The organism is Bosea vestrisii (assembly GCF_030144325.1).
In the GTDB taxonomy this organism is placed as follows: Bacteria; Pseudomonadota; Alphaproteobacteria; order Rhizobiales; family Beijerinckiaceae; genus Allobosea; species Allobosea vestrisii_A.
The window spans coordinates 191,963-216,107 of record NZ_CP126308.1; the positions used below are offsets into that span (position 1 = coordinate 191,963).

20 protein-coding genes and 5 pseudogenes are annotated in these 24,145 nt (G+C 62.1%); 16 read left to right on the forward strand and 9 right to left on the reverse strand.

Annotation, left to right across the window (positions count from 1 at the left end; all coding sequences use genetic code 11):
- Positions 1 to 166 precede the first annotated feature (166 nt).
- A pseudogene (locus tag QO058_RS30070) lies at positions 167 to 418 on the forward strand (IS6 family transposase); the annotation flags it as partial.
- Positions 419 to 507: 89 nt separating this feature from the next.
- Here the strand turns inward: QO058_RS30070 and QO058_RS30075 are convergent.
- Positions 508 to 861, reverse strand: a pseudogene (locus tag QO058_RS30075) (recombinase family protein); the annotation flags it as partial.
- A gap of 89 nt (positions 862 to 950) precedes the next feature.
- Between QO058_RS30075 and QO058_RS30080 the strand changes: the two are divergent.
- The 4 genes and pseudogenes from QO058_RS30080 to QO058_RS30095 form a co-directional block, all read left to right on the forward strand.
- On the forward strand, positions 951 to 1,667 hold the full coding sequence (locus tag QO058_RS30080) for an antitoxin Xre/MbcA/ParS-like domain-containing protein (RefSeq protein WP_284173109.1): 717 nt from the start codon (positions 951 to 953) through the stop codon (positions 1,665 to 1,667).
- A gap of 104 nt (positions 1,668 to 1,771) precedes the next feature.
- Entirely contained in the window at positions 1,772 to 2,020 is a 249-nt protein-coding gene (locus QO058_RS30085; protein ID WP_284173472.1) for an RES domain-containing protein, read from the forward strand.
- A protein-coding gene (locus QO058_RS30090; RefSeq protein ID WP_284173473.1) for an IS3 family transposase occupies positions 1,941 to 3,100 on the forward strand; the annotation gives its coding sequence in 2 pieces (ribosomal slippage) (positions 1,941 to 2,202 and positions 2,202 to 3,100; 1,161 coding nt in all). The genes QO058_RS30085 and QO058_RS30090 overlap by 80 nt, the downstream gene beginning before the upstream one ends.
- A 43-nt stretch (positions 3,101 to 3,143) precedes the next feature.
- Positions 3,144 to 3,512: pseudogene (locus tag QO058_RS30095) on the forward strand (ornithine cyclodeaminase); the annotation flags it as partial.
- Between the two features lie 389 nt (positions 3,513 to 3,901).
- Here the strand turns inward: QO058_RS30095 and QO058_RS30100 are convergent.
- Complete coding sequence (locus tag QO058_RS30100; RefSeq protein WP_284173110.1) at positions 3,902 to 4,237, reverse strand: hypothetical protein; 336 nt, start codon at positions 4,235 to 4,237, stop codon at positions 3,902 to 3,904.
- On the opposite strand from QO058_RS30100, the gene QO058_RS30105 reads away from it, so the two are divergent.
- From QO058_RS30105 to QO058_RS30120, 4 genes are all read left to right on the forward strand, one after another.
- Positions 4,238 to 5,284 (forward strand): M20/M25/M40 family metallo-hydrolase, encoded by a 1,047-nt coding sequence (locus QO058_RS30105; RefSeq protein WP_284173111.1) that lies wholly within the window; start codon positions 4,238 to 4,240, stop codon positions 5,282 to 5,284. It begins immediately after the preceding gene.
- Positions 5,285 to 5,461: 177 nt separating this feature from the next.
- A complete protein-coding gene (locus QO058_RS30110; protein WP_284173474.1) occupies positions 5,462 to 6,316 on the forward strand; it encodes an amino acid ABC transporter permease in 855 nt (284 codons plus the stop codon).
- Between the two features lie 12 nt (positions 6,317 to 6,328).
- Positions 6,329 to 7,120, forward strand: coding sequence for an amino acid ABC transporter ATP-binding protein (locus tag QO058_RS30115; RefSeq protein ID WP_284173112.1), 792 nt, complete (start codon positions 6,329 to 6,331; stop codon positions 7,118 to 7,120).
- Positions 7,121 to 7,159: 39 nt separating this feature from the next.
- The gene (locus QO058_RS30120; protein ID WP_284173113.1) at positions 7,160 to 7,993 is read left to right on the forward strand and encodes an ABC transporter substrate-binding protein; all 834 of its coding nucleotides are present in this window, start codon (positions 7,160 to 7,162) and stop codon (positions 7,991 to 7,993) included.
- Positions 7,994 to 8,043: 50 nt separating this feature from the next.
- On the opposite strand, the gene QO058_RS30125 is transcribed toward QO058_RS30120, so the two are convergent.
- The gene (locus tag QO058_RS30125) at positions 8,044 to 9,018 is read right to left on the reverse strand and encodes a LysR family transcriptional regulator (protein ID WP_284173114.1); all 975 of its coding nucleotides are present in this window, start codon (positions 9,016 to 9,018) and stop codon (positions 8,044 to 8,046) included.
- A 101-nt stretch (positions 9,019 to 9,119) separates the two neighbouring features.
- Between QO058_RS30125 and QO058_RS30130 the strand changes: the two genes are divergently transcribed.
- Positions 9,120 to 10,517, forward strand: a complete 1,398-nt coding sequence (locus tag QO058_RS30130; RefSeq protein WP_284173115.1) for an MmgE/PrpD family protein — start codon at positions 9,120 to 9,122, stop codon at positions 10,515 to 10,517.
- Positions 10,518 to 10,967: 450 nt separating this feature from the next.
- Here the strand turns inward: QO058_RS30130 and QO058_RS30135 are convergent, their stop codons facing one another.
- Positions 10,968 to 12,512 carry a Fic family protein gene (locus tag QO058_RS30135; protein WP_284173475.1) on the reverse strand — a complete coding sequence of 515 codons (1,545 nt, stop codon included), beginning with the start codon at positions 12,510 to 12,512 and terminating at the stop codon, positions 10,968 to 10,970.
- Between the two features lie 231 nt (positions 12,513 to 12,743).
- Between QO058_RS30135 and QO058_RS30140 the strand changes: the two genes are divergently transcribed.
- A complete protein-coding gene (locus QO058_RS30140; RefSeq protein WP_284173117.1) occupies positions 12,744 to 13,001 on the forward strand; it encodes a hypothetical protein in 258 nt (85 codons plus the stop codon).
- A 648-nt stretch (positions 13,002 to 13,649) separates the two neighbouring features.
- Here the strand turns inward: QO058_RS30140 and QO058_RS30145 are convergent.
- From QO058_RS30145 to QO058_RS30160, 3 genes are all read right to left on the reverse strand, one after another.
- Positions 13,650 to 14,126, reverse strand: coding sequence for a Ros/MucR family transcriptional regulator (locus QO058_RS30145; protein ID WP_284173118.1), 477 nt, complete (start codon positions 14,124 to 14,126; stop codon positions 13,650 to 13,652).
- Between the two features lie 221 nt (positions 14,127 to 14,347).
- Positions 14,348 to 17,836, reverse strand: coding sequence for an ATP-binding protein (locus tag QO058_RS30150; RefSeq protein WP_432212091.1), 3,489 nt, complete (start codon positions 17,834 to 17,836; stop codon positions 14,348 to 14,350).
- Complete coding sequence (locus tag QO058_RS30160) at positions 17,827 to 19,110, reverse strand: metallophosphoesterase family protein (RefSeq protein ID WP_284173119.1); 1,284 nt, start codon at positions 19,108 to 19,110, stop codon at positions 17,827 to 17,829. The genes QO058_RS30150 and QO058_RS30160 overlap by 10 nt, the downstream gene beginning before the upstream one ends.
- Positions 19,111 to 19,690: 580 nt before the next feature.
- On the opposite strand from QO058_RS30160, the pseudogene QO058_RS30165 reads away from it, so the two are divergent.
- A pseudogene (locus QO058_RS30165) lies at positions 19,691 to 19,825 on the forward strand (tyrosine-type recombinase/integrase); the annotation flags it as partial.
- 140 nt (positions 19,826 to 19,965) lie between these two features.
- Here QO058_RS30165 and QO058_RS31595 read toward each other — a convergent pair.
- Positions 19,966 to 20,538, reverse strand: a complete 573-nt coding sequence (locus QO058_RS31595) for an I78 family peptidase inhibitor (RefSeq protein ID WP_432212092.1) — start codon at positions 20,536 to 20,538, stop codon at positions 19,966 to 19,968.
- Positions 20,539 to 20,950: 412 nt separating this feature from the next.
- Between QO058_RS31595 and QO058_RS30170 the strand changes: the two are divergent.
- Positions 20,951 to 21,529, forward strand: a pseudogene (locus QO058_RS30170) (tyrosine-type recombinase/integrase); the annotation flags it as partial.
- 20 nt (positions 21,530 to 21,549) lie between these two features.
- Positions 21,550 to 21,675 carry a hypothetical protein gene (locus tag QO058_RS30175; RefSeq protein ID WP_284173121.1) on the forward strand — a complete coding sequence of 42 codons (126 nt, stop codon included), beginning with the start codon at positions 21,550 to 21,552 and terminating at the stop codon, positions 21,673 to 21,675.
- Between the two features lie 173 nt (positions 21,676 to 21,848).
- On the opposite strand, the gene QO058_RS31600 is transcribed toward QO058_RS30175, so the two are convergent.
- Entirely contained in the window at positions 21,849 to 22,325 is a 477-nt protein-coding gene (locus QO058_RS31600; protein ID WP_432212093.1) for a ParB/Srx family N-terminal domain-containing protein, read from the reverse strand.
- 284 nt (positions 22,326 to 22,609) lie between these two features.
- On the opposite strand from QO058_RS31600, the gene QO058_RS30180 reads away from it, so the two are divergent.
- Positions 22,610 to 23,125, forward strand: coding sequence for a hypothetical protein (locus QO058_RS30180; RefSeq protein WP_284173122.1), 516 nt, complete (start codon positions 22,610 to 22,612; stop codon positions 23,123 to 23,125).
- Complete coding sequence (locus QO058_RS30185) at positions 23,122 to 24,135, forward strand: hypothetical protein (RefSeq protein ID WP_284173123.1); 1,014 nt, start codon at positions 23,122 to 23,124, stop codon at positions 24,133 to 24,135. The genes QO058_RS30180 and QO058_RS30185 overlap by 4 nt, the downstream gene beginning before the upstream one ends.
- The last annotated feature ends 10 nt before the right edge of the window (positions 24,136 to 24,145 follow it).

Here is a 24,145-nt window from a genome sequence, read left to right on the forward strand (position 1 = left end):
CGTGCGCGATCCAGAAGAAGACTACGCATCAACACCGGTTGCAGAGTGGGTCATCACCTCTTCAGTGTGTAAAGTTGGGAAATGATGTGCTGCCAGTTTGTGGCGGACGATATCTGCGGCACTGTCACGTTGACACCGGTGTCGGCTGTCGGGCTACTCAAGGGGCATCGGCGAGGTTCAAAATTCCCTCTATCGTGGTCACAGGTTTCCCGCCGAGGTCATTGGCCACGCGGTCTGGCTGTATTTCCGATTTCCGCTCAGCCTGCGAAAGGTCGAAGATTTGTTGGCCGCCAGGGGCATCATCGTCAGCCTTAAGACCATCCGGCGTTGGGCCGAGAAATTCGGACGAAATTTTGCCGGACCGATCCGCCGTCGCGCGCCCCAATTCGGTGATAAATGGCATCTCGATGAGGTCGTATCACGATCCGCGGCCGCAAGCATGTGAGTAAGCGCCGTAGATTGACCTCGCGAATTCTGCCTATAAGGGGGCAACTCAAAGTTATTTCGCTAAACCGCGTTTAGGTGGACGGACCGGGAACGCGGCGGTTTGGGCTTGCGGCCGAGCAGCTTTTCGCCGTCTGGCCTGAGGTCGCCTGTGGGCGCGACATGGCGGTAGAGCGTCTGACGGGTGACGCCGAGTTCGGCGCAGAGATCGGCGATTTTCGTTTCAGGTTTGCCCATGGCCGTCTGTGCTAGCCGCAGTTTCGCCGACGTCATCTTGAAGGGCCGGCCGCCGCTGCGCCCGCGGGCTCGCGCGGCGGCGAGGCCGGCGTTGGTGCGCTCGATGATCAACTCGCGCTCGAACTCCGCCAGCGCCGCGAAGAAGTTGAACATCAGCCGGCCGTTGGCCGTGGAGGTGTCTTCAACTGGCACTCTAGCATCCAAGCCGCAGAATCTGGACAAATCGGACAATCCGGACTATATCAACCTCCGATGGTATGGAGGCCAACATGGTCGCAACGGTTCGCAAGTTGGGCGGTGGAGCGCGGTTCAACGTGAACAGCGCAGCCGTCGCCGACATTCTCGACGTCCTCGCCCGGCACAATCCTGGAATTTCTAGATCCGTGCTGAAGGGCAAGAGCAAGGTTGTCGCCGCGCTCACGGCGGCCGCTGTCCGGCTGTCTGACGAGCAGCAGCGTCAGATTCTGGCTCACGAAAACGACCTTGCCGAGGCTATGCAGACCGTGGTCGCCGATCTCGCCGGCCGCCACACTGAAAAGCTGATCCAGATCAAGGTCGGCAAGACCGTCGAGGTCAGCCAGGGTGTCGGCTTGGCCGACGTGGTGGATCTCGACGAAGGCCGCCGCCGCCTTGCGGCCTACGCGACGCCTGTTCGCCTTGAGGATTGGGCGGGGGCGGTTGCCGGACCGGGTGACATCGAAAAGGCGTTCGGCACCAAGCGATCGACCCTGCATGACTGGCAAAGGCGAGGCGCCGTCATTGGGCTGCTCAAGGGCGAGCGCAAGCATGTCTTCCCCCTGGAGCAGTTCGTTGACGGCCGGCCAGTTGAAGGCATGTCAGACGTCACCAGGATCATCGACAACCCGAGAGCCGCCTGGCAGTGGCTCATTCAGCCCAAGCCGAGCATCGGCGGAACTCCGCTCGATCGGCTCAAGGCTGGACATCTTGACGAGGTCATCGACGCGGCCGAACGTGACTTCGGCTGATCGTGAAGCTTGATCCCAGGACCGTCGCGGAGCTTGCCCTAGCATTCCGGCCGCAATCCTACCTGCGCGTCATGCCGGCCGCGCATACCGCGACCCCGCTCGGCATGGGTTTTGGTCAGACCCGCTTTTCGAGTCCCGATCGTGCGTTTCGGCTGGTCTACATCGCACGTGATCTCGCAACGGCAATCGCGGAGACCATTGTTCGGGACCGCTTCGAGGGTGGAGTTGATCCGGTTTTGTGGACACCCTGGAAGTCATTTTCCGGAGTGTCCGATGCCGCGTTTTCGAAGTGCCTATCCGCCGGAGTTCCGGCGACAGATGGTGGAGTTGGTCCGATCCGGGCGAACGCCTGAAGAGCTTGCCCGGGAGTTCGAGCCGACCGCGCGGTCGATCGCCAACTGGGTTCGTCAGGCCGAGCGCGACGCCGGCAAGCGCAGCGATGGCCCGACCAGCGCCGAGCGTGAAGAACTGATCCGCCTTCGCCGTGAGAACCATCGGTTGCGCCAGGAGCGCGATATCCTGTCAAAGGCGGCCGCCTGGTTCGCGCGGGAGAGCAAGGCGAACCCGAACGGGTTTTCCGGTTCATGAGCGCGCACCAGGCCGTCTTTCCGATCAAGACCATGGCCCGTGTCTTCAAGGTCTCCGCGTCAGGCTATTATGCTTGGCGCGGCAGGCCCGCGTCGCTGCGGGCGGCACGGGACGTTGATCTCACCCGGAAGATCCGCACGATCCATGGCGCCTCGCACAAGACCTATGGTGCACCGCGCATTCACGCCGAGCTCAAGGCCGAGGGCGTGGCGATCGGCAAGAAGCGCGTGGCTCGGCTGATGAGCGCCGCCGGGCTTGTCGGCGCCAGCCGGCGCAGGAGCGTCACGACGACGAAGCGCGATCCTGATCATCGGCCGGCGCACGATCTGGTCCGGAGAAACTTCTTCGTCGAGAAGCCCAACGAGCTGTGGGTCGCCGACATCACCTTCGTGCCCACGCTGGCAGGCTTTCTGTTCCTGGCGGTCGTGCTGGACGCATGGTCTAGGCGCATCGTCGGCTGGGCTTTCTCCGCCGATCTCAAGACCCGGGTCGTGCTCGACGCCCTCGACATGGCGCTCGCCGCGCGCAAGCCCGAGAACGTCATCCACCATAGCGATCAGGGCTCGCAATATACCTCGCTGGCTTTCGGTAGTCGCTGCAAGGACGCCGGCGTCAGACCCTCGACCGGCTCCGTTGGCGACGCCTACGACAATGCCATGTGCGAGAGCTTCTTCGCGACGCTGGAATGCGAGCTGCTCGACCGAAACCGCTTCCGCTCGCACAGCGAGGCGCGGATGGCCGTCTTCCACTTCATCGAAGGCTTCTACAACCCGTCACGCCGCCATTCGGCACTGGGATACCTCTCGCCCATCGAATACGAAAGGAAGCATCATGAGCTGACATGACCCGCCTAAGCCGTGAACAGTCCACGGAACCGGGTCAACTCCAGGCGGCGACTGCCCCGGCAAGACGGAGCTGCACCGCGACATCCTGCTCCGCTCGCAGATCTTTGTGGAATATCCGCCGCAGACGCGGATCGAAGGCGAGATCCAGCAACTGGAGCCGGATCACCCTGTCACCGAACTCTGGCAGGTAATGAACGGTTCGGCGTCTGGCCGGAGCAGCGACCGCTCCATCACGCTCTTCGACAGCGTCGGTTTCGCGATCGAGGACTTCTCCGCGCTTCGGTACGTCCGGATGCAACTGCCGGGGACCGGCTTCTATACCGAGCTCGATCTGCTGGCCGACCCAGATGATCCGCGCGATCTCTTCGGGATGCTGCTGCGCTGCGAACAGGGCTTGTCCGATCAAGCCTGATGTCGGCGTCGCGGAGTTCAGGAACCGAACTCAATGGTCGGTGTGCCAACGACCTCGATGGTGCCGAGGTCGTAGAGGATACGTCGCGACAGCAGGATTTGCAGGTGCGCCAAACTCCTGATTGTCGAAGTCGAGCCGTCCGCCTTGGCTCGGCTTAGTTCATCTCGGGCCTGGCGGCGAAACACGAGCCGTCCACAAGCGTGGGATTGCCACGATCCGCCTGCGCAGACCCCCAAATCGCGATTTGCGAGGTTCGGCTCCTCCGGTCAACGGGGAAGAACAGCGGCGCACAACCCAAAAAGAGTCGCCGATAACCATTAGCCAGATCGATCTAATCCAGTAGATTTTCTTATATTAATTCGGGCTGTGCCGGTGCCGTGATTGGATTTTCAAAGGAGAGCGGTTCGGTCGTGTGCCGACATCTCCCAGATATCGTAACGGCTCCGGATTATCACATGTCCAAAGACATCGCTGCCATCAAATCCGAAATCCTTCACAGGATCGACGAACAGCGCGATGAGATCGTCGATCTCCTGCGCAGGTTTCTTCGGATCAAGAGCATCAATCCGCCCGGCGACATGCGCGAAACCGCCGATTTCGTCCGCGGCATCATCGATAGTTTCGGTAGCCCACACAGGACCGTCTCCCTCAGGGCCGACATGCCCAATATCATTGGTCGGTGGGATGCGCCCCGCGCGGGTCGTCACCTTGTTCTCAACGGCCATATGGACGTCTTCCCCGTCACCAACGAGCGCCTGTGGGACGCCGAGATCGTCGACGCCAAGATCATGGGGCGCGGCGCGTCCGACATGAAGACCGGCACGCTCGCGTCGATCCTGACCTATTGCTACCTCCATCCGTACAGCGAGCATCTCAACGGGGCTTTGACCCTGACGGTCGTCTCCGACGAGCAATCCGGCGGGCGCTACGGCACGAAGTATCTATTCGACGAGTTCGCCGACGAGATCTCCGGCGATTGCTGCCTCAACGGCGAGCCCAGCGGGTTGGCCAATCTGCGCTTCACGGAGAAGGGAACCCTGCGCTTTTCCCTGTCCACCAGGAGCGCGGGAGGGCATGGCGGCTATCCTCATCGCGCACCCAATCCGATCGAGATCATCTGCAAGCTCGTCGCCCTGATCTACGAACGCTATCATCTCAAGCTGGCGACCTTGCCTCCCGAGATCGAGGCGGTCCTGACGTCGCCCGAGACGATCGCAGCCGCGGACGCCAATCTCGGCAAGGGCGCAGGCGATATCGCGCGCCGCATCACCGTCAATGTCGGCATCATCGAAGGCGGGCAGAAGGCGACGCAGATCCCCACCCTCTGCACCACGCATCTCGACATTCGCGTGCCGATCGGCTCCGACCGCGACGCCATCCGCCGCGATCTCGAAACGCTCGCTGCCAAGCATGGCTGCGAGATGATCATGAACGAGGATCACAGCTATCCGGCGAGCATGACCGATCCCTTCGGCGAGATGGCGACCATCCTCCGATGCAACATCAAGTCCCTGCTCGGGCATGACGCCCCGCCGGTTTCGAGTCTGGGCGGCACCGACACGCGCTATTGGCGCTGGCGCAAGATCCCCGCGATCATCTGCGGGCCTTCGCCGATCAGCATGGGACGGGACGACGAGCACGTCACCATCGACGAGGCCATCGCCGTACTGAAGCTGCAGGTCATGTGCGCACTGGATTATCTCGGCAATCCCAGCGCCGCGCCCGCCGGGAACACTGTCTCAGAGATGCGCCCAACGGAACGGGTCGTTTGACGCGACGATCCGCCTACGCACGACGGTCGCGCAAACAAGCCGAGGGGAAAATGCCATGAAACCGACGACGCTTTCATCCAACTCGATCCATCCATTTCGTCGGCTGGCTCGGCTTCGCTTGAGCACGGGAGGATGACCATGCCGCCCGTCACCACCAACGCCGCCAGGGCCAGCGACATGTCGCAACTGCCGGCAGACGCCTACAAGATCGCGCATTACACGATCGTGCCCCGGCGCCATTACGGCCGGATCATCGCCACGATCCTGATCATCGCCGTGCTTGTGGCGCTGGGCAGGGCCTTTGCCGTCGGCGACATCGAATGGCGCTATGTCGGCATGTTCCTGACGGCGCCAGCCATCATGACTGGCCTCGTCAACACCATCCTGCTGGCGATCTGCGCGATGGTGCTCGGCGTCGTTCTCGGCGTGCTATTCGCCGTGATGCGGCTGTCCAAGAACCCCGTCTTGAGCACCGTCGCGAAGCTCTATGTCTGGCTGTTTCGCGGCGCGCCGGCGCTGCTGCAGTTGCTGATCTGGTTCAACCTGGCGCTGATATTTCCGCGGATCGCTTTCCCCGGCCTGTTCGACTTCCGCACGGTCGACGTGATGACGCCGTTTGTCGCCGGACTTCTGGGCCTTGGCATCCAGCAGGGGGCCTACACGTCCGAGGTCGTCCGCGCCGGTCTGCTGTCGGTCGATCGCGGCCAGTACGAAGCGGCGCAGGCGATCGGCATGACCCGCCTGCGCATGCTCAGGCGCATCGTGATGCCGCAGGCGATGCGCGTCATTGTTCCGCCGGTCGGCAACGAGTTCATCGGAATGGTGAAGCTGACCTCGCTGGCGAGCGTGATCCAGTACTCCGAGATGCTCCATGCGGCGCAGACGATCTATTACGCGAATTCCCGCGTGCTCGAACTGCTCGTGGTCGCCAGCATCTGGTACCTCGCCGTCGTCTCGGTGCTGAGCTTCGGCCAGAGCTTCGTCGAGCGCTATTTCGGGCGCGGCGTCGCCCCTGTCCGCCATGGCTTGTGACAGGAGCGCCACATGAATCCAAGCACCACCTCCGTCTCCACCACCCCGATCGTGCGGGCGATCGACCTCTGCAAGCACTTTGGAAACTTCGAGGCGCTCAAGAACGTCAATCTGGAGGTCAATCCTGGCGAGGTCGTCTGCATCATCGGTCCGTCCGGTTCAGGCAAGAGCACGCTCCTGCGCTGCATCAACCAGCTCGAGCAGATCGATGGCGGCGCCATCTGGGTCAACGCCGAATTGATCGGGTATCGCCGCGAAGGGACCAAACTCTATCACCTGACGGACGCCGAGATCGCTCGGCAGCGGCAATGCGTGGGCATGGTCTTCCAGCGCTTCAACCTGTTCCCGCACTTCACGGCACTGGAGAACGTCACGGAAGGTCCGGTCCAGGTCCTGGGCGAACCGTTGAAGCAGGCGCAGGCCCGTGGCCGGGCGCTGCTTGCCCAGGTCGGTCTGGCCGACAAGGAAAACGCTTATCCGTCCGAACTGTCGGGCGGTCAGCAACAGCGTGTGGCGATCGCGCGCGGTCTCGCCATGCGGCCGGAGATCATGCTGTTCGACGAGCCGACCTCGGCCCTCGACCCGGAGCTCGTCGGCGATGTTCTCGCCGTGATGAAGGATCTGGCCATCAGCGGCATGACCATGGTGGTGGTGACGCACGAGCTCGGCTTCGCCCGCGAAGTGGCCGACCGCATCGTCTTCATGGACCAGGGCGAGATCATCGAGGTCGGCCCCGCTCAGGAGGTCCTCTCCTCGCCAAGTCAGAAGCGGACCCAGAACTTCATTGCCGCGGTGCGCGCCTGAACTGCCGAAAGATCGTCAACGAAAACAAAGGAGTGGGATATGAAGTTCGCTATTATCGCTACGACCGCCTTGCTTGCCCTCAACGCCGCGGCCGCACAGGCTCAGGCTTTGCCCGAAAAGTTCAAGAAGGCCGGCAAGATCGTCATCGGCACGACGCCGAACTATCCGCCGGTGACGTTCAAGGATCCGGCGACCAACCAGCTCACCGGCTATGACATCGAGATCGGCAACGCCATCGGCGAGAAGCTCGGCATCAAGGTGGAATGGCAGGACACCAGCTTCGAGCAGATGATCAGCGCGGTCACGACCGACCGGATCGATCTGATCCTCGGCGGCATGAACGACCTCCCCGCCCGCCGCGAGACCATCGATTTCGTCGATTACATGAAGTCGGGCGTTCAGTACTTCGTCCAGCCCAAGCGTGCGGCCGAATTCAAGGAGGCGACCGACCTCTGCGGCAAGACGGTCGGCGCCAGCCGTCGTACGAACTTTCCCAAGGACATCGAGGCGTGGAGCGAGCAGTTCTGCGTCAAGGCCGGCAAACCCGCGATCAAGGTGGTCGGAACGGAAGGCTCCGCCGACGCGCGCGCGCAGCTCCGGCAGGGCCGCATCGATGCCGGCGCCCAGGGCAATGAGAGCCTACCCTACCTGATGAAGCTCGACCCCGACACCTACAAGCTCGTCGGCGCTCCCTTCGCCATCACCTATCAGGGCATCGGTGTGTCGAAGAAGAACAGCGAGCTGCGTGACGCCGTCGCGGGCGCGCTCAAGGCGCTGCTGACTGATGGGACCTATAAGAAGATCGTCGACAAATACGAGGTGCAGCCCAGCGCGATCACCGAGGTTTCCGTCAACGAAGTGCCGCTGAAGTAACCAGCACGGGCCTGCGGGATTGTCGTCCCGCAGGCTCCCGTCGCGGCGAGTCATCCGCGCGGATGCTCGAAAACGTGGAGCTGATCACCCATCCACGGAGCGATGGCATGCAGGCTGGGGGCAATCTTATCCCGAAGCAAGACCTGAAGGACATGGGCTACCTCGTGCGGTATCGTGCCGAGTTCGGACTTCCTGGAATAAAGATCGATGCGCCGCCGCACCTTGATGCCCGGCAGCGGCAGCAGTCGAACCCCCGTCATCCGCTCCTTGGTCTGCAAGGCCATCAGCGGGGTGGTGATCGACCATCCCAGACCCGCCGACACCATTGTCGCGATCGTATCGGCCGTATCGCTCTCGAACTCCCGCGGGAACTCCAGCCTCAATTGCCGGATCACCTGTTCGACCTGGCGGCCGGCACTCGTGCGATGGGTATGCCGAATGAAATTGCGACCTTTGAGATCCGCCAAAGACCGGACCTCGATATCCCACTCGGCAGGCAGCGCCAGGGCGTAAGGCTCGATCAGGAGCGGAATCGTGATGGCTGCATCGACTTCCCTGAGAAGATCGATGCCAATGAGGATGTCGATTTCACGGGCTTGGAACTGTTCCTCGCTGATGCCCCGCATGTTTGCAAACAGCGAGCATCGTTTGACGCTCTTGCCCAGTTCTCGGACGAAATCTGGCCCGAGCGTCGTGGTCAGCGAGGCGACCATCGAGATTCGCAATGTCGGGATCACATGGTGAGCCGTCGATTTGACGGCTGTCTCGAGCTCACGAGCCTGCTCCAGCAAGTCATGGGCTTTTTCCATGAGCAGTCGACCGGCTGTCGTGGCCTGCACGGGCCGTATGTCGCGGTCGAGCAGGGCGACGCCCATGGCCTTCTCGAGATTGGCCACGACCTGCGACACCGCCGATTGCGTCAACCCGACCTGGCGCGCGCCTTTCGTCAGGTTGCCGGCGGCGACGACCGTTCGAAAGATCTCCAATTGCCAAAGATCGAATCCCAACTTCTGCGACGTCGTCATCGGTCTCGATCTGAACGGTTCGGCGGACGCGCCATGATAGCTGCATCCCTTCCAAACTCACACCAGTGCTCGCCGGCTCCTGCCGGCCGGAGATTCCTGCCATGACGAAGGATGTCGGCGTTGTCGAGACCTGGAGCCGCTTCGCGAGCCAGGCCATCTTCGAGGATCTGCCCGGTGCGATCGTCGCCAAGGCCAAGCTGCATATTCTGGACACGCTCGGCGTGGCGCTGGCGGGCTCGACGTCCAGGGAAGCGATCGCGGCGACCGCCGTCCACACGCGCTTTGGTGCTGGCGGGCCTTGCGGGGTCTGGGGTCGGGACGTCGGCCTGTCGCCTACGAGCGCGGCCTGGGCCAACGGTGTGGCATCTCACGCCTTCGAACTGGACGATACGGGCGGATGCGATCATTCCGGCGCCGTCGTCCTGCCTGCTGCGCTGGCTGCCCTGGCGGTTGCCCAAGGAAAAGTGTCCGGCCGCGAACTGATCTTGGCAGTCGTGCTCGGCTACGAATTCGCCCGGCGGGCGCTGGAGGCCTGCGGGGGATATCACCCCCATAACGGTGCGGGCTGGCATTCGACCGGCACCTGCGGGACATTCGGTGCTGCGGTCGCCAGCGCCCGCATTCTCGGCCGGTCTCCCGTTGAGATGGCCTCGGCGATCGGACTCTCCGCCAGCTTCAGCGGAGGGACCTGGGCGTTCGTGCAGGACGCGGCGCACAGCAAGAGGCTCCATGCCGGGCGAGCGGCGGAAGGCGGCGTGATGTCGGCACTGCTGGCGATGGAGGGCCTGAAAGGCCCGCAAGGGGTTCTGGACGATATCTGGGGCGGCTTTCTCAATACATTCGCTCTCGCGACGGCCGACAGGACCGCCTTGTGCGTCGGCATGGGCGACGTCTGGCGGCTCGGCCGCGTTTCGATCAAGCCCTATGCCTCATGCCGGGGCACACATTCCGGCATCGACTGCGTTGGTCACATCATCGATCGCGACGGGATCCGCATGATGGATGTCGCCGAGATCCGGCTCCACTGCAGCACCTTTCTCGACGAGATGTGCGGCGGACGTGACATTTCGAGCCTGGCTGGAGCGCAGATGAGCCTGCCCCTCGCCGTGGCTCTGCGGTTCGTCTGGGGCGCTTGCGACCTGCGTTCCTACGAGGACGCACAGCTGCGTGCGCCGGAGGTGACGGCCATGCTGGCAAAAATCAGGATGGTCCCGGACAAGGTGTTGCCCCATTCCGAGAATCCCTTCGTGGAAATCGTGGATACCGACGGGCGCATTCACTCCCATCAGGTTTTCGACCCGAAGGGGTCTCCGACAAATCCACTGTCCGATTCCGAGCTGCGGGGCAAATTCAGGGGACTAGCGCGGCGCGCGCTTTGTCAGGATGCCACGGAGACGCTGATGATGACGGTCGACGTGCTGGAGCAGTTGGAAGACGCGTCAGTGATTTTGCCATTGCTCGCCGGCGATCCGAACACGTTCAGGCGTCTCGGCGCATGAGGCTGCCGCCGCAACACACGGATGTCGTCATTCTGGGTGAAGCGCGCAAAATTTATCAAGACCTGGCGCGCCCTCATCGGAGCAGGTGCCCGCTGAGGCCGCGCCCAACGACGAACAGGGAAGAGGATCCGATCCGCTTTCGCAGGCCGTCTCCGACGCCGAAAGCTATTTCGTCTCCGAGGCATCGGCCTCCAGCGCGTCAAGGCCATCGATCGTGGCCGCCGTCAGGTGTGAACAGGCGCCGAAGATTGACCCGGCGATTTTTGCTTTTAACCTACTGACTTGATTGGTATTTTTCTGTTCGAAGAGGGGCCACCATCGGCGCTGACGTGCCCCTCTCCGAATGCAGATAACCTTTTAAATTGAACGGTTTATATGCCCATTTGAGGTGGGGTCAGTCTTCGGTGCTCAAACACATCAGAGCATTATCACGCGCCTTTTGTACGGTGCTCAGAAGACCGCGCGGAGCTCGGCATAGATACCCTCAACCCTTGCGGCCTCGTCGTCAGTCAGATCGGCGAATTCCCGCTCGCGCGCTCGCTTCGACAGCTGCCCGTCATTCTGGCGCAGGAACCGGAACAGCAGGTCCAGAAGCCTATCGGGCATGTCGATAATGGCTGAGACGCGGCCCTTGAACGTATCATGGGCCCTGAGGAAGGAGGTCTCCGCCGGCAGGTCGACATCGACCGTGCGAGCGACACAGGCGAACAGGAATTCCGCATGGGGGGTTGCATCGAAGTAGCGGTAGAAGTCGATCGTCTCGTTCAGCACCTCGACATTACCGCGGTCGGTCGGTCGCCAGCGCACATGCGGCAGCATGCGGCGAGAGTAGCTCTCCAGGATCCGGCGGTAATCGCCGATTCGGTCAAGGATGACCGCCGAGACAGGGAAGACTAAGCTTGGTGGATTGAAGCCGCGCTCGGCGAGCACATGGTGGATGAGATAGCGGTGCAGGCGGCCATTCCCGTCTTCGAAGGGGTGGATATAGACGAAGCCGAAGGCCAAAATGGCGGCGGCAAGCACGGGATCGAACTCCTGGGCTGCGCCCCTGTCAAAGGCGGTCAATCCCTTGACCAACTCGGGCAGATCCTGGTGCCGTGCGCTGATATGGTCGGGAATGGGTGCCCCTGTATTGCGCTCATGCTCTCCGACGAAGCCACCCTCCAAACGCAGCCCCAGATGTACGAAACGCGCGTCACCGATGACGATGCGCTGCAGGCGTTCCAGCTCTGAGCGGTCGAGTGGACGTCGTCCCGCCTCCCCGATCACCTGCCCCCAGCGCTGGATGCGGTCCTGCGGCGGGTCTTCGCCTTCGATCTGGAAGCTCGACCGTGAGTCCTTCAGCAGCAGGAAGGCCGCCGTTCGCGCCAGCAGATCTGCTGGCACTTCGGCGACGAGACGCCGGGCCTCCTCCGCCAGATTGCGGGCGACGAACGCCTCCAGCGCCTGCGTCCGAAAAATCATCGGGCAGAACGCAGGCGTTCCCGGCAGATTGTTCTTCACGCGATGACGGGTCGAGGTTGTACCCTTCGTCGCCCATTGCCGTTCCGGATCCACGACCAGGGCATAGGCGCCCTGCCCGGCATCGGGCAGATCGAGCGGTTCGTCCAGCAGCCATTCATACAGAAACCACAGCCGCCGCGCATAGGCGCCCGTCGGAGCAGCTCGGACTATATCGGCGATCGGGTCGGAGCCGGCGACGCGAAACAGCGCCTTCAGCACGGCCAGATCCAGCCCTTCATAGCGCAGGGCGAAGGTAAGATGCCCGCCGAGTTCGGCATCTGGCGCGTGACGGGGGGTATAGATGCTCCAGCCATCGGCCTTATAGACCTTGTGGCGAGGACCAACAGCCGCAAGGGTGAGCGGGATCGGGACCGCCAGATTATAGGCGTCAATCAGGGCCGCATAGCCGACCGGCATAGCCGCTTCCGGCAGCCATCGGTCGTGAAAAACGGTCACGGTCCCTGAAAATGACCTCTGTGGGCCTTTCAGCATGAATTTCGACACCAGATCATGAAAATCAATACTTCACATCTTATCTCATGAAAATTAGTAACCAGCAACGAAAACCTGTGAGCGGCGAGCCTTCGCCCTGAATTTCGATCACGAACGAGGGATCGCGCGACATCATCTTGCCCGGACTTCGCCTGCTCACCCTGCCAATGGCGCTTGTCGGGCGTGTCGGTGCTAATACCCCGCATGCTCTTAGAGGACACTGGAGTGGCTATGCCGTTTCGTTCAATCGTTGCCGAACCGCAGGAACTGGCGAAGCTATCTGCCGCCTTCGACGCTGCATGGATTGGCATCAACAGCGCAACGCCGATTGCCCCCGCGGGGCAGTCCGTTGCTCGCGAGCGGCTGGGCTACATCATTGTCGGTTTGTGGGAGCAGGGTGAGGAGCGTTTAGCCGCCAAGGGGGTGCAGCTCTTCCTCGATCAGGCTACGCCAAGGCCAGCAACAGCTCTGGACAAGGGCCTAACCTGAGCCGCATCGAGGCCGTCATCCGTTCTGTGAGGACGGGATCATCTGATCAGCGGGACCAGCACAATCGCGCCCACCACAACGACGATCGCCGCTCGGATCAGAACCCCGTTAGCCCTTGCCATCTCTGTTTCGGAAGAGTTGGACGCAGCCATCAGCACCTCCCTCGATCTGGCTGCGACGTTCTCGCGGCCGACGCAGTTCGACAAGAGGTGTTGCGTGCTGACGGCCATTCTCATGTTCGGCGTGATCGAAATGGCACGCGTGCTGTTGCAGCGAGCAATTCGCATCCCGGCGTCGCTCCCAAAGCCTGCCCCATCGGCCGCCGCAGTGCCCAAGTCACGGAGCGGCTCAGGCTCATAGCCCAAAAAAGGCCGGCGTCCGCGAGGAGCCGGCCCAAAAGTTTGAAACATCCGGCGTTTCCGCCAAACATCTCAGTGGGGAACGGCTGAAACGAACTCGATGCCGGGAGGAGGTAGCAGAGCCCGTCTCGAACAACCGTAAGTGCTAAACTAGAAGCCAAGCGCCTTTTTGCAATGCAGCATAGGATAGCTTTGCCATGCACTGTGGGCATGAAATTCGCCATACGTCTGCCCTCATGCTGCCGATACGAATTCGCGGCGGGGGGCAGCTTGGCTCAGCCCGACACGGTTAGGTGGTTTGCTTTGGCCGGCTCGCACGCTTCGCCCTTGCCGGCTTGGCTGGCTCGGGAGCAGGGACTGGAATCGGCGCGGCCTTTCGCCCAAGGCCCATTGACCGTGCCAGTGCGGAGCGGGCTTCAGCATAATTGGGCGCGACCATGGGATAGTCGGGAGGCAGACCCCATTTCGTGCGGTACTGCTCCGGCGTTAGGCCGAACTTGCTGCTCAGGTGCCGCTTCAGCGATTTGAACTTCTTGCCGTCTTCCAGGCAGATGATCGCGTCCGGCGTGACAGACTTCCTGATCGGAATCGCGGGAACCAGTGGCGCCACCGGAAGAGGTTTGGGTTCGCCGCCAAGCTTTGTAAACGCAGCATGAGTGCTGGCAATGAGGTCGGCCAGATCGCCACGCGGGACATTATTGTTCGCGACATAGGCTGCAACGATCGTAGCGGTCAGGCCGAGAAGTTCTTCGTTGTTTTCGGGCATTCTGTTCCTCGGCCAAAAAATCAATGCAGACGATATCTATCCCTCTGCGCCTTTTTACAAGTGTTTGGCGATTGACGCGGATCTTGCCATGACGCCGCAGGAAGATTCTTCCCCGCATCATAAATCTCAGAATCAACCGGCGAGCCCTTTGTAACTTCCCTCGCCGAGAAAGCAGGCCTGAGCGAAGATGGTTTCGAATTCCGAGATGGTTCCCTTCGGGACTACTGCGGGCCCGGGGCCAATTCGTGAATCTTTGCGCCGGGACACACCCGCCGCGCGATCTCGCAAAGATGCGGATGGTGGGTGAGATAGATCACCTGTCCAACCTGGGCCATCTCACCAAAGAGCCGGAACGCCTCCTCGGCCCGAAAATCATCAAAGGTCTCCATGATGTCATCGGCGATGAACGGCACCGGCGGCCGAGAGGCGACGAATTCGTAGTACCCGGCGACGCGCAGCGCGAGATAGAGCTGGAAACGCGTGCCCTTCGACAGCTCCGCCGCCTCCTTCGAGCCTCCGCCAGCTGCCAGCGCAATCAGGATCTCGCCGTCCTTCTCCGGCTGGGCGGCAAGCCCGGTATACGCGCCACGGCTGATCGTGGCGAAGGCCTCGGAGGCTTTCGCCATCATCGAACTGCGATGCCGGTCGCGATAGGCGCGCAGCGCCTGTTCGGCCGCGGCCGCGCCAAGCTTCAGCCGGAGATAGCGTAGCGCGCGATCCTCGATGTCGAGCAGCAGCGTACGCTTCTCTTCCTCGATCCTCGCCACGGCGCCATCGCCGCCGACGGCCTCGACCTGGTCGAGCGCCTTGCTGTGAGCGGAGAACATGTCGCGGCTGCGCTGGTCCTGATCATCGAAGCGGGCCTTTAGCTCGACAAGCTCGACCTCCAGGGCGGTGTGATCGGCGAGATCGAGGGCGGCTTCCGCCGCGTCTATTGTGGGCAGCCGAAGAGCACCCAGGATGTCACGCTCGGCAGCATCGGCCAACGCCGCCAACTCCGCCCTCTTCTCGATGGCCAACAGCCTGCCGGAGACCTCCGCCAAGGTCGCGGCGCCGAAGAACGCGGTCATCTCCGCCTTGCGGCGATCGTGAATCGCCAAGGTCTCGGAGAGCGTGCGTTGCCGGGTCCGAGCAGCCTCGAGGTTTTGGGCCGCGGTCGCCCGCCGCGTGCGCTCGGCGTGGGCTTCTTGAATCTGAGCGCTGACCGCCTGCGCCAGATCCAGGATATCGCCCGACGGCGCAACGATCCCCATCTCACTGGCGAGCTCTTCAGCCTCATCGCGGAATGCGGTCTGATCCTTCTCCATCTTGCCGATCCGGTCGACGAGACTGGCCTTCTTCTCCAGCACGGGGCCAAGTTCGGTAATGGCCGCGAGGATTTCGCGAGCGGTCGCGAGCGTCGGCGCTGTGCCGCCCTCTCCTAGCCAACAGACCGAGCAAGCTTTGGTCCACGAGGCGGTCCAGTCCCGGTCGGCTTCCGTAGCCTTTTCGACCTCGCGCTCGCGGCTCGCCAAGTCGCGCTGCCGCTCATCCACACTGGCCCGCAAGGCCTTCAGCTCGACCTCCCGGTCGATCGCCCCCTGCCCTGCTACCAGCAGCGCCTCGAAGCCGGCATCCGCACCCTGCGGCAGACCCGCCGCGTTGAGCGCGGCGGCCAGCCGATCCCGAACGGCCACGGCATCGGCGTCCGCCTCGCGGAGATCGCTCTCCGCCGCGCGGACAAGCGTCCGCGCCTCTAAAGCCTTGTCACGCCGGCCGAGCCAGGCTTCGAACTGAGGCAGCGAGATACTATTCGACAGCGCCGGGCAGATCGCAGCTACGGCTGCCGCTATCTCGCGCTGGAGGTCCTGCATAGCCGTTGTCGCGACATCCCGAAGTTCGATGGCGCGATGGCACTCTGCCTTGACGATGGCCAGTGCCTGGCTCGCCTGGTGGAGTTTTGCCACATCCCCCATGTGACCGAGCCGTCCGCTCGTGACGATGTCGTCACGCCGAAGCACCGCCTCGAAGCCGTCGGCAGAAGCGGTGTCGAGCTTACCGCGATGCTCGGCCCAGGCCTGCTCCCGGATTGCGCGGATGCTCGCGGCTTCCTGATCGGAGACGAGACCTGAGATCCCGCTGAGCGCGTCCAGCTCAGCCGTCAGGCGGATCTGCTCCGTCGTCAGTCGCTCGACCTCGCCGGCATGCTGATCGATCTGCTTTTGTGTTTCGGCGGTCGCGAGCTTCCAGCGCTGAATCTCCCCCGCATCGGGAGCCGGCAGATCGACGAGCTCATCGATGTCACCGTTCCAGGGCCGCAGTTCGCGCATGCGATCCGCCAACGTCAGGCGGGCGGCCTCACGAGCCCGCTCGGCCAAGCGACGACGCGTAGCGTGGTCGTCCGACCGCGCGGCCGCAACGGTCGCCGCGAGCAATGACATCCGCGTCTCTCGTCCCTGTCCCATCTCCGGATCGCCGCCGGCCTCGCGCAGTTTCGCCTGCGCCTCCTCCAATCGCCGACGAGCCTCGGACAGCTCATCGGCAGCCGATTTCAGCGCAGCCTCGATGCCGGAGCGCGTCTCGATTAGGGCGCGAAGAGCGCCCATGACCGAGGCTCCCAGCACGAGGCGATGGGGATCTGTCTCTCCGGTCCGCTCGATGCGGCCCAGGATCGTGGAGATCGCGAATTCGGCTTCGCGCAGTTGCAGACGGCGCTCAGGGATGTCCTTCTCCGCCGTGACATGGCGAGCACGAAGATCGGCAAGCCGATCGACCTTGTCGGCCAGCCGCAACGCCGTCTCGTCCACCACGATCGCATCGAGTTGCCCCGACAGCTCCGCAATCTCCTCGGTGAGACTTTGCGCGCGAATGCCGAGCTCGATGTCGTCCTTCTGCAACTGCGGCAGCTCCTCGGCCCAGCCGCGCGGAGCGTCGGGAAGGTCGGCCAAGGGCGCGATACGCTGACGGAGCGCGCGCAAATCCGCCAGGCGCGGCAAGGCGTTCAAATGGCGCTGGATCTCGTCCATGCGCGCCTGGATCCGGCTGCGGCTGACGATCGCCTCTTCATACTGGACGGCAGCCCGATCACGAGCATCGATCAGCTGGGCATAGTCGGACGCAAGCGTATCGACCCGCTCCCGCCCTGCCTTGAGCTCTCCGAGACGGGCCTTGAGCTCCGACAGCTCGCCGCTGCGGGCGCGGTATTTGTAGAAGCCCTCGGCCTCGGCCTTGAGATCGACGAGACCTTTGCTGAGATCCGCCAGACCCGCGCTCGCGGAAAACAGGAGCTGGCCGAGATCGCCCTTGCTCGACAGGATGCTTTCGCCGCCTGCCTCCAGCGTCGCATCGTCGAGCGAGAACATGGTCCGATAGGAATCACGGTCGATGCCGCCGAGTTCTCCCAGGAGGACACCCTCGGCAATCGGCTGGTCACGCGCGTCGAGCAGGCTGTTCTGTGGCCGCTTGATCCGAACGAGTTCCTGGGGACCGCCGGCAAGCTCCAATGTCCCGCCGACGCGCATCGTCGGATAGGGATGGATGAAGTTGAAGCGGCTGCGGGTCTCGATCCCGAAGAGGAGATCGAGAAAGCCGGCCAGGGCCGTTGATTTGCCGGCCTCGTTGGGGCCATAGACGATGTGCAGGTCGGGTTGGCCTTCCACCCGCTCGCCAAACTCGATGCGATGGTCGGTGAACTTGCCATAGCGCGTGAGATCAAGGCATTTTAGGCGCATCGGGAAACGCCGCCTTCCGCACCGGCGTGAAGCCTGGCAAGCACGTCTTCGGATCCATCCTTCGCCAACGCCGCAATCGTGGCCTTGAACGCTTCCTCATCTGAGCCGAGCAGGCTGCGGCATTCCTGTGGAAGCTGCGTCCTGAGTTCTTCAGCAATGGCAGCGACCTCAGCCTGATAGGCGTCGGAGCCGATGACCTCCTCGTCGATCAGACGGCGCAGCTCGGTGAGCGGATCGGCCGATGAGCCGGCCACCATGCCTGGCGCCCGGCAATCGACCTCGAGCTTCTCGACCCAGCAGCTCCCGATGACGGAGGCCCGATCGTCGGCCTCCGTTTTGAGGAGGTCGAGATCGCGCCGGATGCGCCAAGCCAGCGGCGTCGCTCCCGTTATCCGCAGGCGGGCGACGAGGTGCTCCGAGGCGACATCGCCGCGCGCCTGCTCCAGCGCTCGCGCCAGCAAAGCGACGAGGTCGCGCCAATCGTCGATCCCCGTCGCATCGACGGCAACCCTCTCGAACTGCGCGATGCTGGTGATGCGCTCTTCGATCCGGATCGAGCGATCGTCGCCGATCGTGACCAGGGTCACCGATTTGGCGCCGGCCTCGTTGATGTCGCGGCCCTGCGGCATGCCGGGCATCACGATGGCGCAGTCGCCCTCGGCAACTGAGCGTTTGTGAACATGGCCGAGCGCCCAGTACCGAAAGCCGGTGCCCTGCAGGTCAGCCAGGCTGCATGGCGCATAGACATCGTGTCCGGCGGCGCCGGCGAGACTGGTGTGCATCAGTCCGATATTCACGGCGCCCTCGACTGGCGGCTTGTACCGGCCGATCAGGCTTTCGGGAGCGTGGGGTTGGGCGAAACTGAGACCGTGGATCGCGACGGGAAACTGGTCGCCGCTTCGGTCGATCGCAATCACCTCGGCGCGGCCGCCGAACAGCTTCACGGAATCCGGAAGGGACAGTTCCTTGGTGATCCGCGACAACGCGTCATGATTGCCACGAATGACGAAGACGCGAATGCCGGCCTCATGCAGCCGCCGGAGCTGCTCGGCCAAAAACCGCGCTGTCTTCATCGAGGTCTGATCGCCATCATAGAGATCGCCGGCCAGCAGCAGCGCATCGACCTGCTCGTCGAGGCAGAGATCGACGAGCCGCACGAAGGCGCGCCGGGTGGCGTTTCCGATCAGATCGGCGAGGTTTGGGTCGCGCAGCGCAAGGGATCGCAGCGGCGAATCCAGGTGAATATCCGCCGCATGTACGAAGCGATATGTCACAATTTACCCCAGCTTGTGCCTGTGCGGCGAAACGAAGCCCCCTGCAGCCTAAAGCTAGATCAGCTTTCGTCGGAGGAGGCCATGCAGACATGCGATAACGCACAACGCTAGCGCGACCATGATGCTGCTGCGTTGGACGCACTGCAGCACAGACAGCGTCACTGCCGCATTGAGCCGGCTGTCGGCTAAATGGCGAAGAGACCGATGAAGCAGCAACGCTGCTCTTCCCCGCGCTATCTCGCCTGCCGAGTGGGACAGACGCTAAACGACCAGACGTGGATCTCGCCTTTGCCAGCGTTGACATGGCGATCCGTGTTGGCTGACTGCACCTTTAGCTTTCGCTGTGTCACTTGCTACCATTGCGAGTGGAGGGACGGCGCCGACAACTCGGATTGAGAGAGGCGACAGAGTGCCATTACCATGCGTCGCCGTTCACCGGCCGGGTTTCACGCTGCGACAGCCAACCACCAGAATTCGCAGGCGCCTGTGACCCATCCGCTTCTGAGCCTTCAGCCATGGCCCCCACCGCTGCGGCACAGCTGTCCTCAGTGAGACGCGCAGAACCACTTTCCAGCGCGCTGCCTACCTGAAAAATGGCGGAGTCCTTGAGCGTGCAGCTACTATGGCCAATCATGCTTCTACCCGTACCACACAGCTCTACGGCCGCCAGTCTGACGACATCACTCAAGACGAGGTAGAACGCTTGCTTATCTGATTTCGAGGCAGTATTAGAAACGGGATTTTTCTCGATTTTGAAGTCAGTTTTCGAAGTAATTTTCAACCACTTTAAGGATAAACGAGCGTGATCGTCCATTTTCGACAAAAAAGAACCTTCATGTAACGCCTATCTTACCATTACCCACAGGTAACGGCGACTATTCGATCTTTGATATCTAACAAAATTGTCACTCGACGCGCCCTATAGTCCGATGATGCTGCGAATCCAGGCCGCACGACACGAACTTCAACGCTGTTGGTTCGGGATAGAACCAACCGCTCTACCTCGATATTGAACAGGCGGCCGGCCACCTCTCGCGAAGCAGCCAACGAATTTGAACAGGCAACCACTGGTGATATAGCTGAGCAATAGAAGGCAGCGACAGCGCAACTCCATAGGTGAAGGGCGAAGCCCCTCATTCTCCTTGGCATCCCAGAGCAGAGCCGCCGGTCGCTCGGCAAATCCAGCGCCTGCGTTCTGGTCCCGTAATTCTTGGAGCACCATTCTTTTAGAAGCGATGCAAGCTTGCGCGCTAAGTTGTTCGTCGGTTTCGCCGCTTTCAGGTGCTTCCGGGTAATAGTAAGATATAAGCCCTTGGATGAGCTTCGGCCTCCGCTCCGGATAAATGTCAACGGGCTTACAACCCCTGTAACGCCCCGCAAGAACAGGACCACCGGAGTCTCCTCCACAAAATCCCGTCCTCTTTCCATCGGATTGCGGGTTAAAGCTCATCTCGTTTGACTCGCGCTTCACGGGCGCAACCCATGTCAAATTAAAACGCCCCTTAGTTCCATTATCAACATTGGAATACCCATACCCCGCGAGCGTAGTCAGCGCGTTGAATTCGTTCGCTTTAGCAATCTGAACAGGCGCAACCGCATGAAGTGGATAGCCAGATTGCATCTCAGCGACCGCCAAATCATGTGAATGGCGGGGCTTCCAGCTAAGCCGCGAGCAGTATCGAGCGCATGCCATAAGCATGCCCGGAACGTTGTGAAACGTCAGCGACCCCTGCCCTCTTTTCCGTCAGCCACGGCGGTAGACTTACAACTGCCTGCGCCAAAGCGGGGCGAGCACTACCAGCCAGACTGCTAGGGCCAGTAGGCCAATCAGCAGGCTCAGCCCATACCGGCGCCACCAGGACCACGCCGCGTGCCTCGCCCCCTGCTGGCGGTTCTTGACCCCGATTTGCTTCCAATGGCCCATAGGGGTCGGCTCCCCGTCCACTCGTTCGCGCGCATCGGCGCGGTGATCGGCCTGTGCGTCGAGGACGTGTTTGTGCAACAACGCCGGCTGTGGGGGCGGCTGCACGAGAAGGGCGGTAAGCGCCACGAGATGCCCTGCCACCACAATCTCGAAACCTATCTCAGCGACTATCTGGAGCGCGCCGAATTGCGGGATCAGCCGCGCGCCTGGCTGTTCCAGACGATCCTGCGCGGCACTGGCCAGCTCAGCGGCGATCCGCTGCCCCAGGCCAGCGCCTACCAGATGATCGGGCGGCGCGCGGCGACGGCCGAGATCGGGACCAAGATCGGCAACCATACCTTCCGAGCCACCGGCATCACCGCCTACTTGAAAAACGGCGGCACTCTTGAGAAAGCCGCCGCGATGGCCAATCATGCCTCGACCCGCACGACCCAGCTCTATGATCACCGTTCCGAGGACATCACGCTCGACGAGGTCGAGCGGGTGTTAATCTGAGGTCGCGGAGGGAGGTCTTCATGTTCGATGTGAAGGGCTGGCGTGACTTCTACGCCATGCTGGTCGCCGATTTCGACGATTTCCATTCCGAGTCAGATTCGGCGCGCCGGGCCATGCACTGTGATCACAGCCTATCATCTCCATGAGTGGGTCTGGGGCGATCTCTTGAAAGGAGACTTCCAACTCCGCGCCCAACTGGGCGTGAAAGACAAGGTGGAGTTTCTAAGGTGGATTGAGGCACATTGCTTCTCGTTCTGGACCATTCAGCAGCTTGCCAACGGCACCAAGCGTTTCGTGCGCAGCAAAGCGCTCGAAACGCTCAGAGTCGGGGGTTATGGCGAAGGGCCGTATGACGTCGGCCCCTATGGCCATTCCTATCTTCTCTTGTACTTCGGCGAAGATGCCGGCGAGCATCGCTGGATGACGGCCGCCTCACACCGAAGCGCTCCGCCACGGTCTCGATGGTCATCCCCTTCCCGTCGATCAGGCCCTTGAAGACCTCGAACTGGTCACAGGGCCGCATGGCGACGCGTACCATGTTCTCGACGAGGGAGATTTCTGCGGGGTCGTCCCCTTCCCCCAGCACCAGACAGGGCACGGACACATCCTTGGCAACGGCTCCGGCCTTGGCGAGCTTCTTCAACGCCCGCAGCCGCCGCCCTCCGGCAACGACCTCGTAGCGCCCGCCCTCAAGCGCCATCACGTTGAGGTTTTGGCGAAGGCCAACTGCGAAGTCGCCACGCGCCGAGTGTCGCGTGGAGCCGCTTCGGCCAATAACAATGGGGCATGGCAACACGAGATCATAAGCCGGATAACTACTTAGGAAATCTGTAGCAACCGACGCGTGTGCCGTTAGGATAGCGGGTAGTCACCTTCGTGAGGGCCCGATGAAGTGGATATTGGCGGCGTTGTTAGCACTGGCGGGAGCTGACGCCTGGAGCCAAGCTGCAAACAGATTGCAGCTCGCTAGGAGCCCTTGGGTCGAGCGTTTCGACGGCCGGGCCAAAGTGTCCGGGAGCCTGCTCGTCGGCGTCTGGCTCCGGAACGCTCGAGGGCCTATTCCGTCCCGAAAAGATTGCCGTGCGCTTCGGTCAGCAGCGTAGCGCAGGACATTTGTGCCTCTCCGTATCTAGTCGCGACGGCCTCTACTCGGCTGAGAACCTCTACCGCGTGCCGGATCGGGGCGTTCTGAAAGCGCCATTCCAATATGAATCGCGCTACCGCGATCGTCTTGCCGTGTCCCCGAAATCGAGTTTTGGCGTGCTCATACGTGCAATCGACGATTGCGAAAGTCCCCGCGTCGGCGCGATTTTGCCTGCGCTCGACGAGGATGCGACACGCCTGGAAGCGTTGCAGTTCGCGCTCAATGCACCTGTCGAACGCATCGTTGTGAAAGTCGCGGACAGCGACGGCAAGGACCTCGGCAAAGCTACCTGCCGGGGCGACGCGACGCTGACATCAACGGCATTCAGCTCGATCTGCACACTGCCGCTTCCGCCAGGCCCGCTATCAGGCAAATACGCGCTGGAAGTCGCGGTACGCGAGACGTTTTCAAGCGCCGTCAGCGCCTACGAGCTTTTATTGGATCGGCCATGAACGAAAAGCAAAACGATGGCGACAAAGTCGATCCGGTCGCAGAACACCACAGCTTGAGACCAAGCCCAAAGGCCAGCCGTCCTCGGAGAAACCGGCGAGTCTGGAACAGGATCTTCTGGCTGACTTTACCGGTTTGCCTATTGTTTGGAATCTACGTCTTTGCCCTTCGCAATCTGCCGACGCCTGTCACCCTTTCCACGATCACGGCCCTCGCGGAGCGCGTCGAGTTCTTGGTGACCGATCGCCGGCTGGCGACAATCCCTATTACTGGCATGCGCAGCACCATAGAAAGCGCCGACAAGGACGGAGCCTGCCTGACAGGAACGTTCGTCCCCGATATCGGCGCTGTGATCGCCTATGAACGGCCCGTCGTTGGAGAAGTGGTGATTTCACTGGTCTCAGGCAGCGCCAGTCTGCCAGCACACGAGCGTCGGCTCACCGGTCCCCTTGACCTGATAGCTGACGAAAAGTGTTCAAAGCGCGCCGATCCTGAGGTCGCCTGCAAGACAACGCCGCAACATCCTGCCTGCTCCCCGATCAGGCTGCCAATATGGGGGCGGGTCAGACTGGGCCAGGAGCCGCGGCCTGTCTCTGCGTCGGGCCAATCGAGCGGCCTTCTCCTTGAAGGACAACTCAAGGTCCAGGCCAGGTCACTTACGCAGCTTTGGGGGATAAAGATTGGCGATTCCGGGGTTTATCCAATCTCGGACATGAGCCTGCCGGTAGGAGCCCGGATCGAGGCGGCCGATTTCGAGGATAGGGCGTCTTTCTGGTGGGGGACCGCCTATATCGATCCGCAGAAGGTCGCTCTCCAGGTCCAACTTGCCACTGAGGCCACCGGCCTGCGTGTATTCAGACCCGGCCCTGAACGGCCCGACATCATTACCGTCTCAGGCTTCACCCAGGCAATCGCCGACCCCAATATCGTCCGGCTGCAGATTGCACTGCTAGGCCTCCTGGCCATCCTTCAGGTGATCACATCGATCTTGCCGCTGGTGTACGAAAAGTGAGTAGTCGTAA

Coding starts and splice junctions, on each gene's coding strand:
- QO058_RS30120 (WP_284173113.1), top strand. CDS start 7,160: ATGAAGTTCGCTATTATCGCTACGACCGCCTTGCTTGCCCTCAACGCC.
- QO058_RS30100 (WP_284173110.1), bottom strand. CDS start 4,237: ATGGCCGTTGAGAACAAGGTGACGACCCGCGCGGGGCGCATCCCACCG.
- QO058_RS30185 (WP_284173123.1), top strand. CDS start 23,122: ATGAACGAAAAGCAAAACGATGGCGACAAAGTCGATCCGGTCGCAGAA.
- QO058_RS30125 (WP_284173114.1), bottom strand. CDS start 9,018: ATGACGACGTCGCAGAAGTTGGGATTCGATCTTTGGCAATTGGAGATC.
- QO058_RS30135 (WP_284173475.1), bottom strand. CDS start 12,512: ATGCTGAAAGGCCCACAGAGGTCATTTTCAGGGACCGTGACCGTTTTT.
- QO058_RS30130 (WP_284173115.1), top strand. CDS start 9,120: ATGACGAAGGATGTCGGCGTTGTCGAGACCTGGAGCCGCTTCGCGAGC.
- QO058_RS30110 (WP_284173474.1), top strand. CDS start 5,462: ATGTCGCAACTGCCGGCAGACGCCTACAAGATCGCGCATTACACGATC.
- QO058_RS30085 (WP_284173472.1), top strand. CDS start 1,772: ATGGGTTTTGGTCAGACCCGCTTTTCGAGTCCCGATCGTGCGTTTCGG.
- QO058_RS30115 (WP_284173112.1), top strand. CDS start 6,329: ATGAATCCAAGCACCACCTCCGTCTCCACCACCCCGATCGTGCGGGCG.
- QO058_RS30145 (WP_284173118.1), bottom strand. CDS start 14,126: ATGCCCGAAAACAACGAAGAACTTCTCGGCCTGACCGCTACGATCGTT.
- QO058_RS30140 (WP_284173117.1), top strand. CDS start 12,744: ATGCCGTTTCGTTCAATCGTTGCCGAACCGCAGGAACTGGCGAAGCTA.
- QO058_RS30175 (WP_284173121.1), top strand. CDS start 21,550: ATGTTCGATGTGAAGGGCTGGCGTGACTTCTACGCCATGCTGGTCGCC.
- QO058_RS30150 (WP_432212091.1), bottom strand. CDS start 17,836: ATGCGCCTAAAATGCCTTGATCTCACGCGCTATGGCAAGTTCACCGAC.
- QO058_RS30080 (WP_284173109.1), top strand. CDS start 951: ATGGTCGCAACGGTTCGCAAGTTGGGCGGTGGAGCGCGGTTCAACGTG.
- QO058_RS31595 (WP_432212092.1), bottom strand. CDS start 20,538: ATGGAAAGAGGACGGGATTTTGTGGAGGAGACTCCGGTGGTCCTGTTC.
- QO058_RS30105 (WP_284173111.1), top strand. CDS start 4,238: ATGGACGTCTTCCCCGTCACCAACGAGCGCCTGTGGGACGCCGAGATC.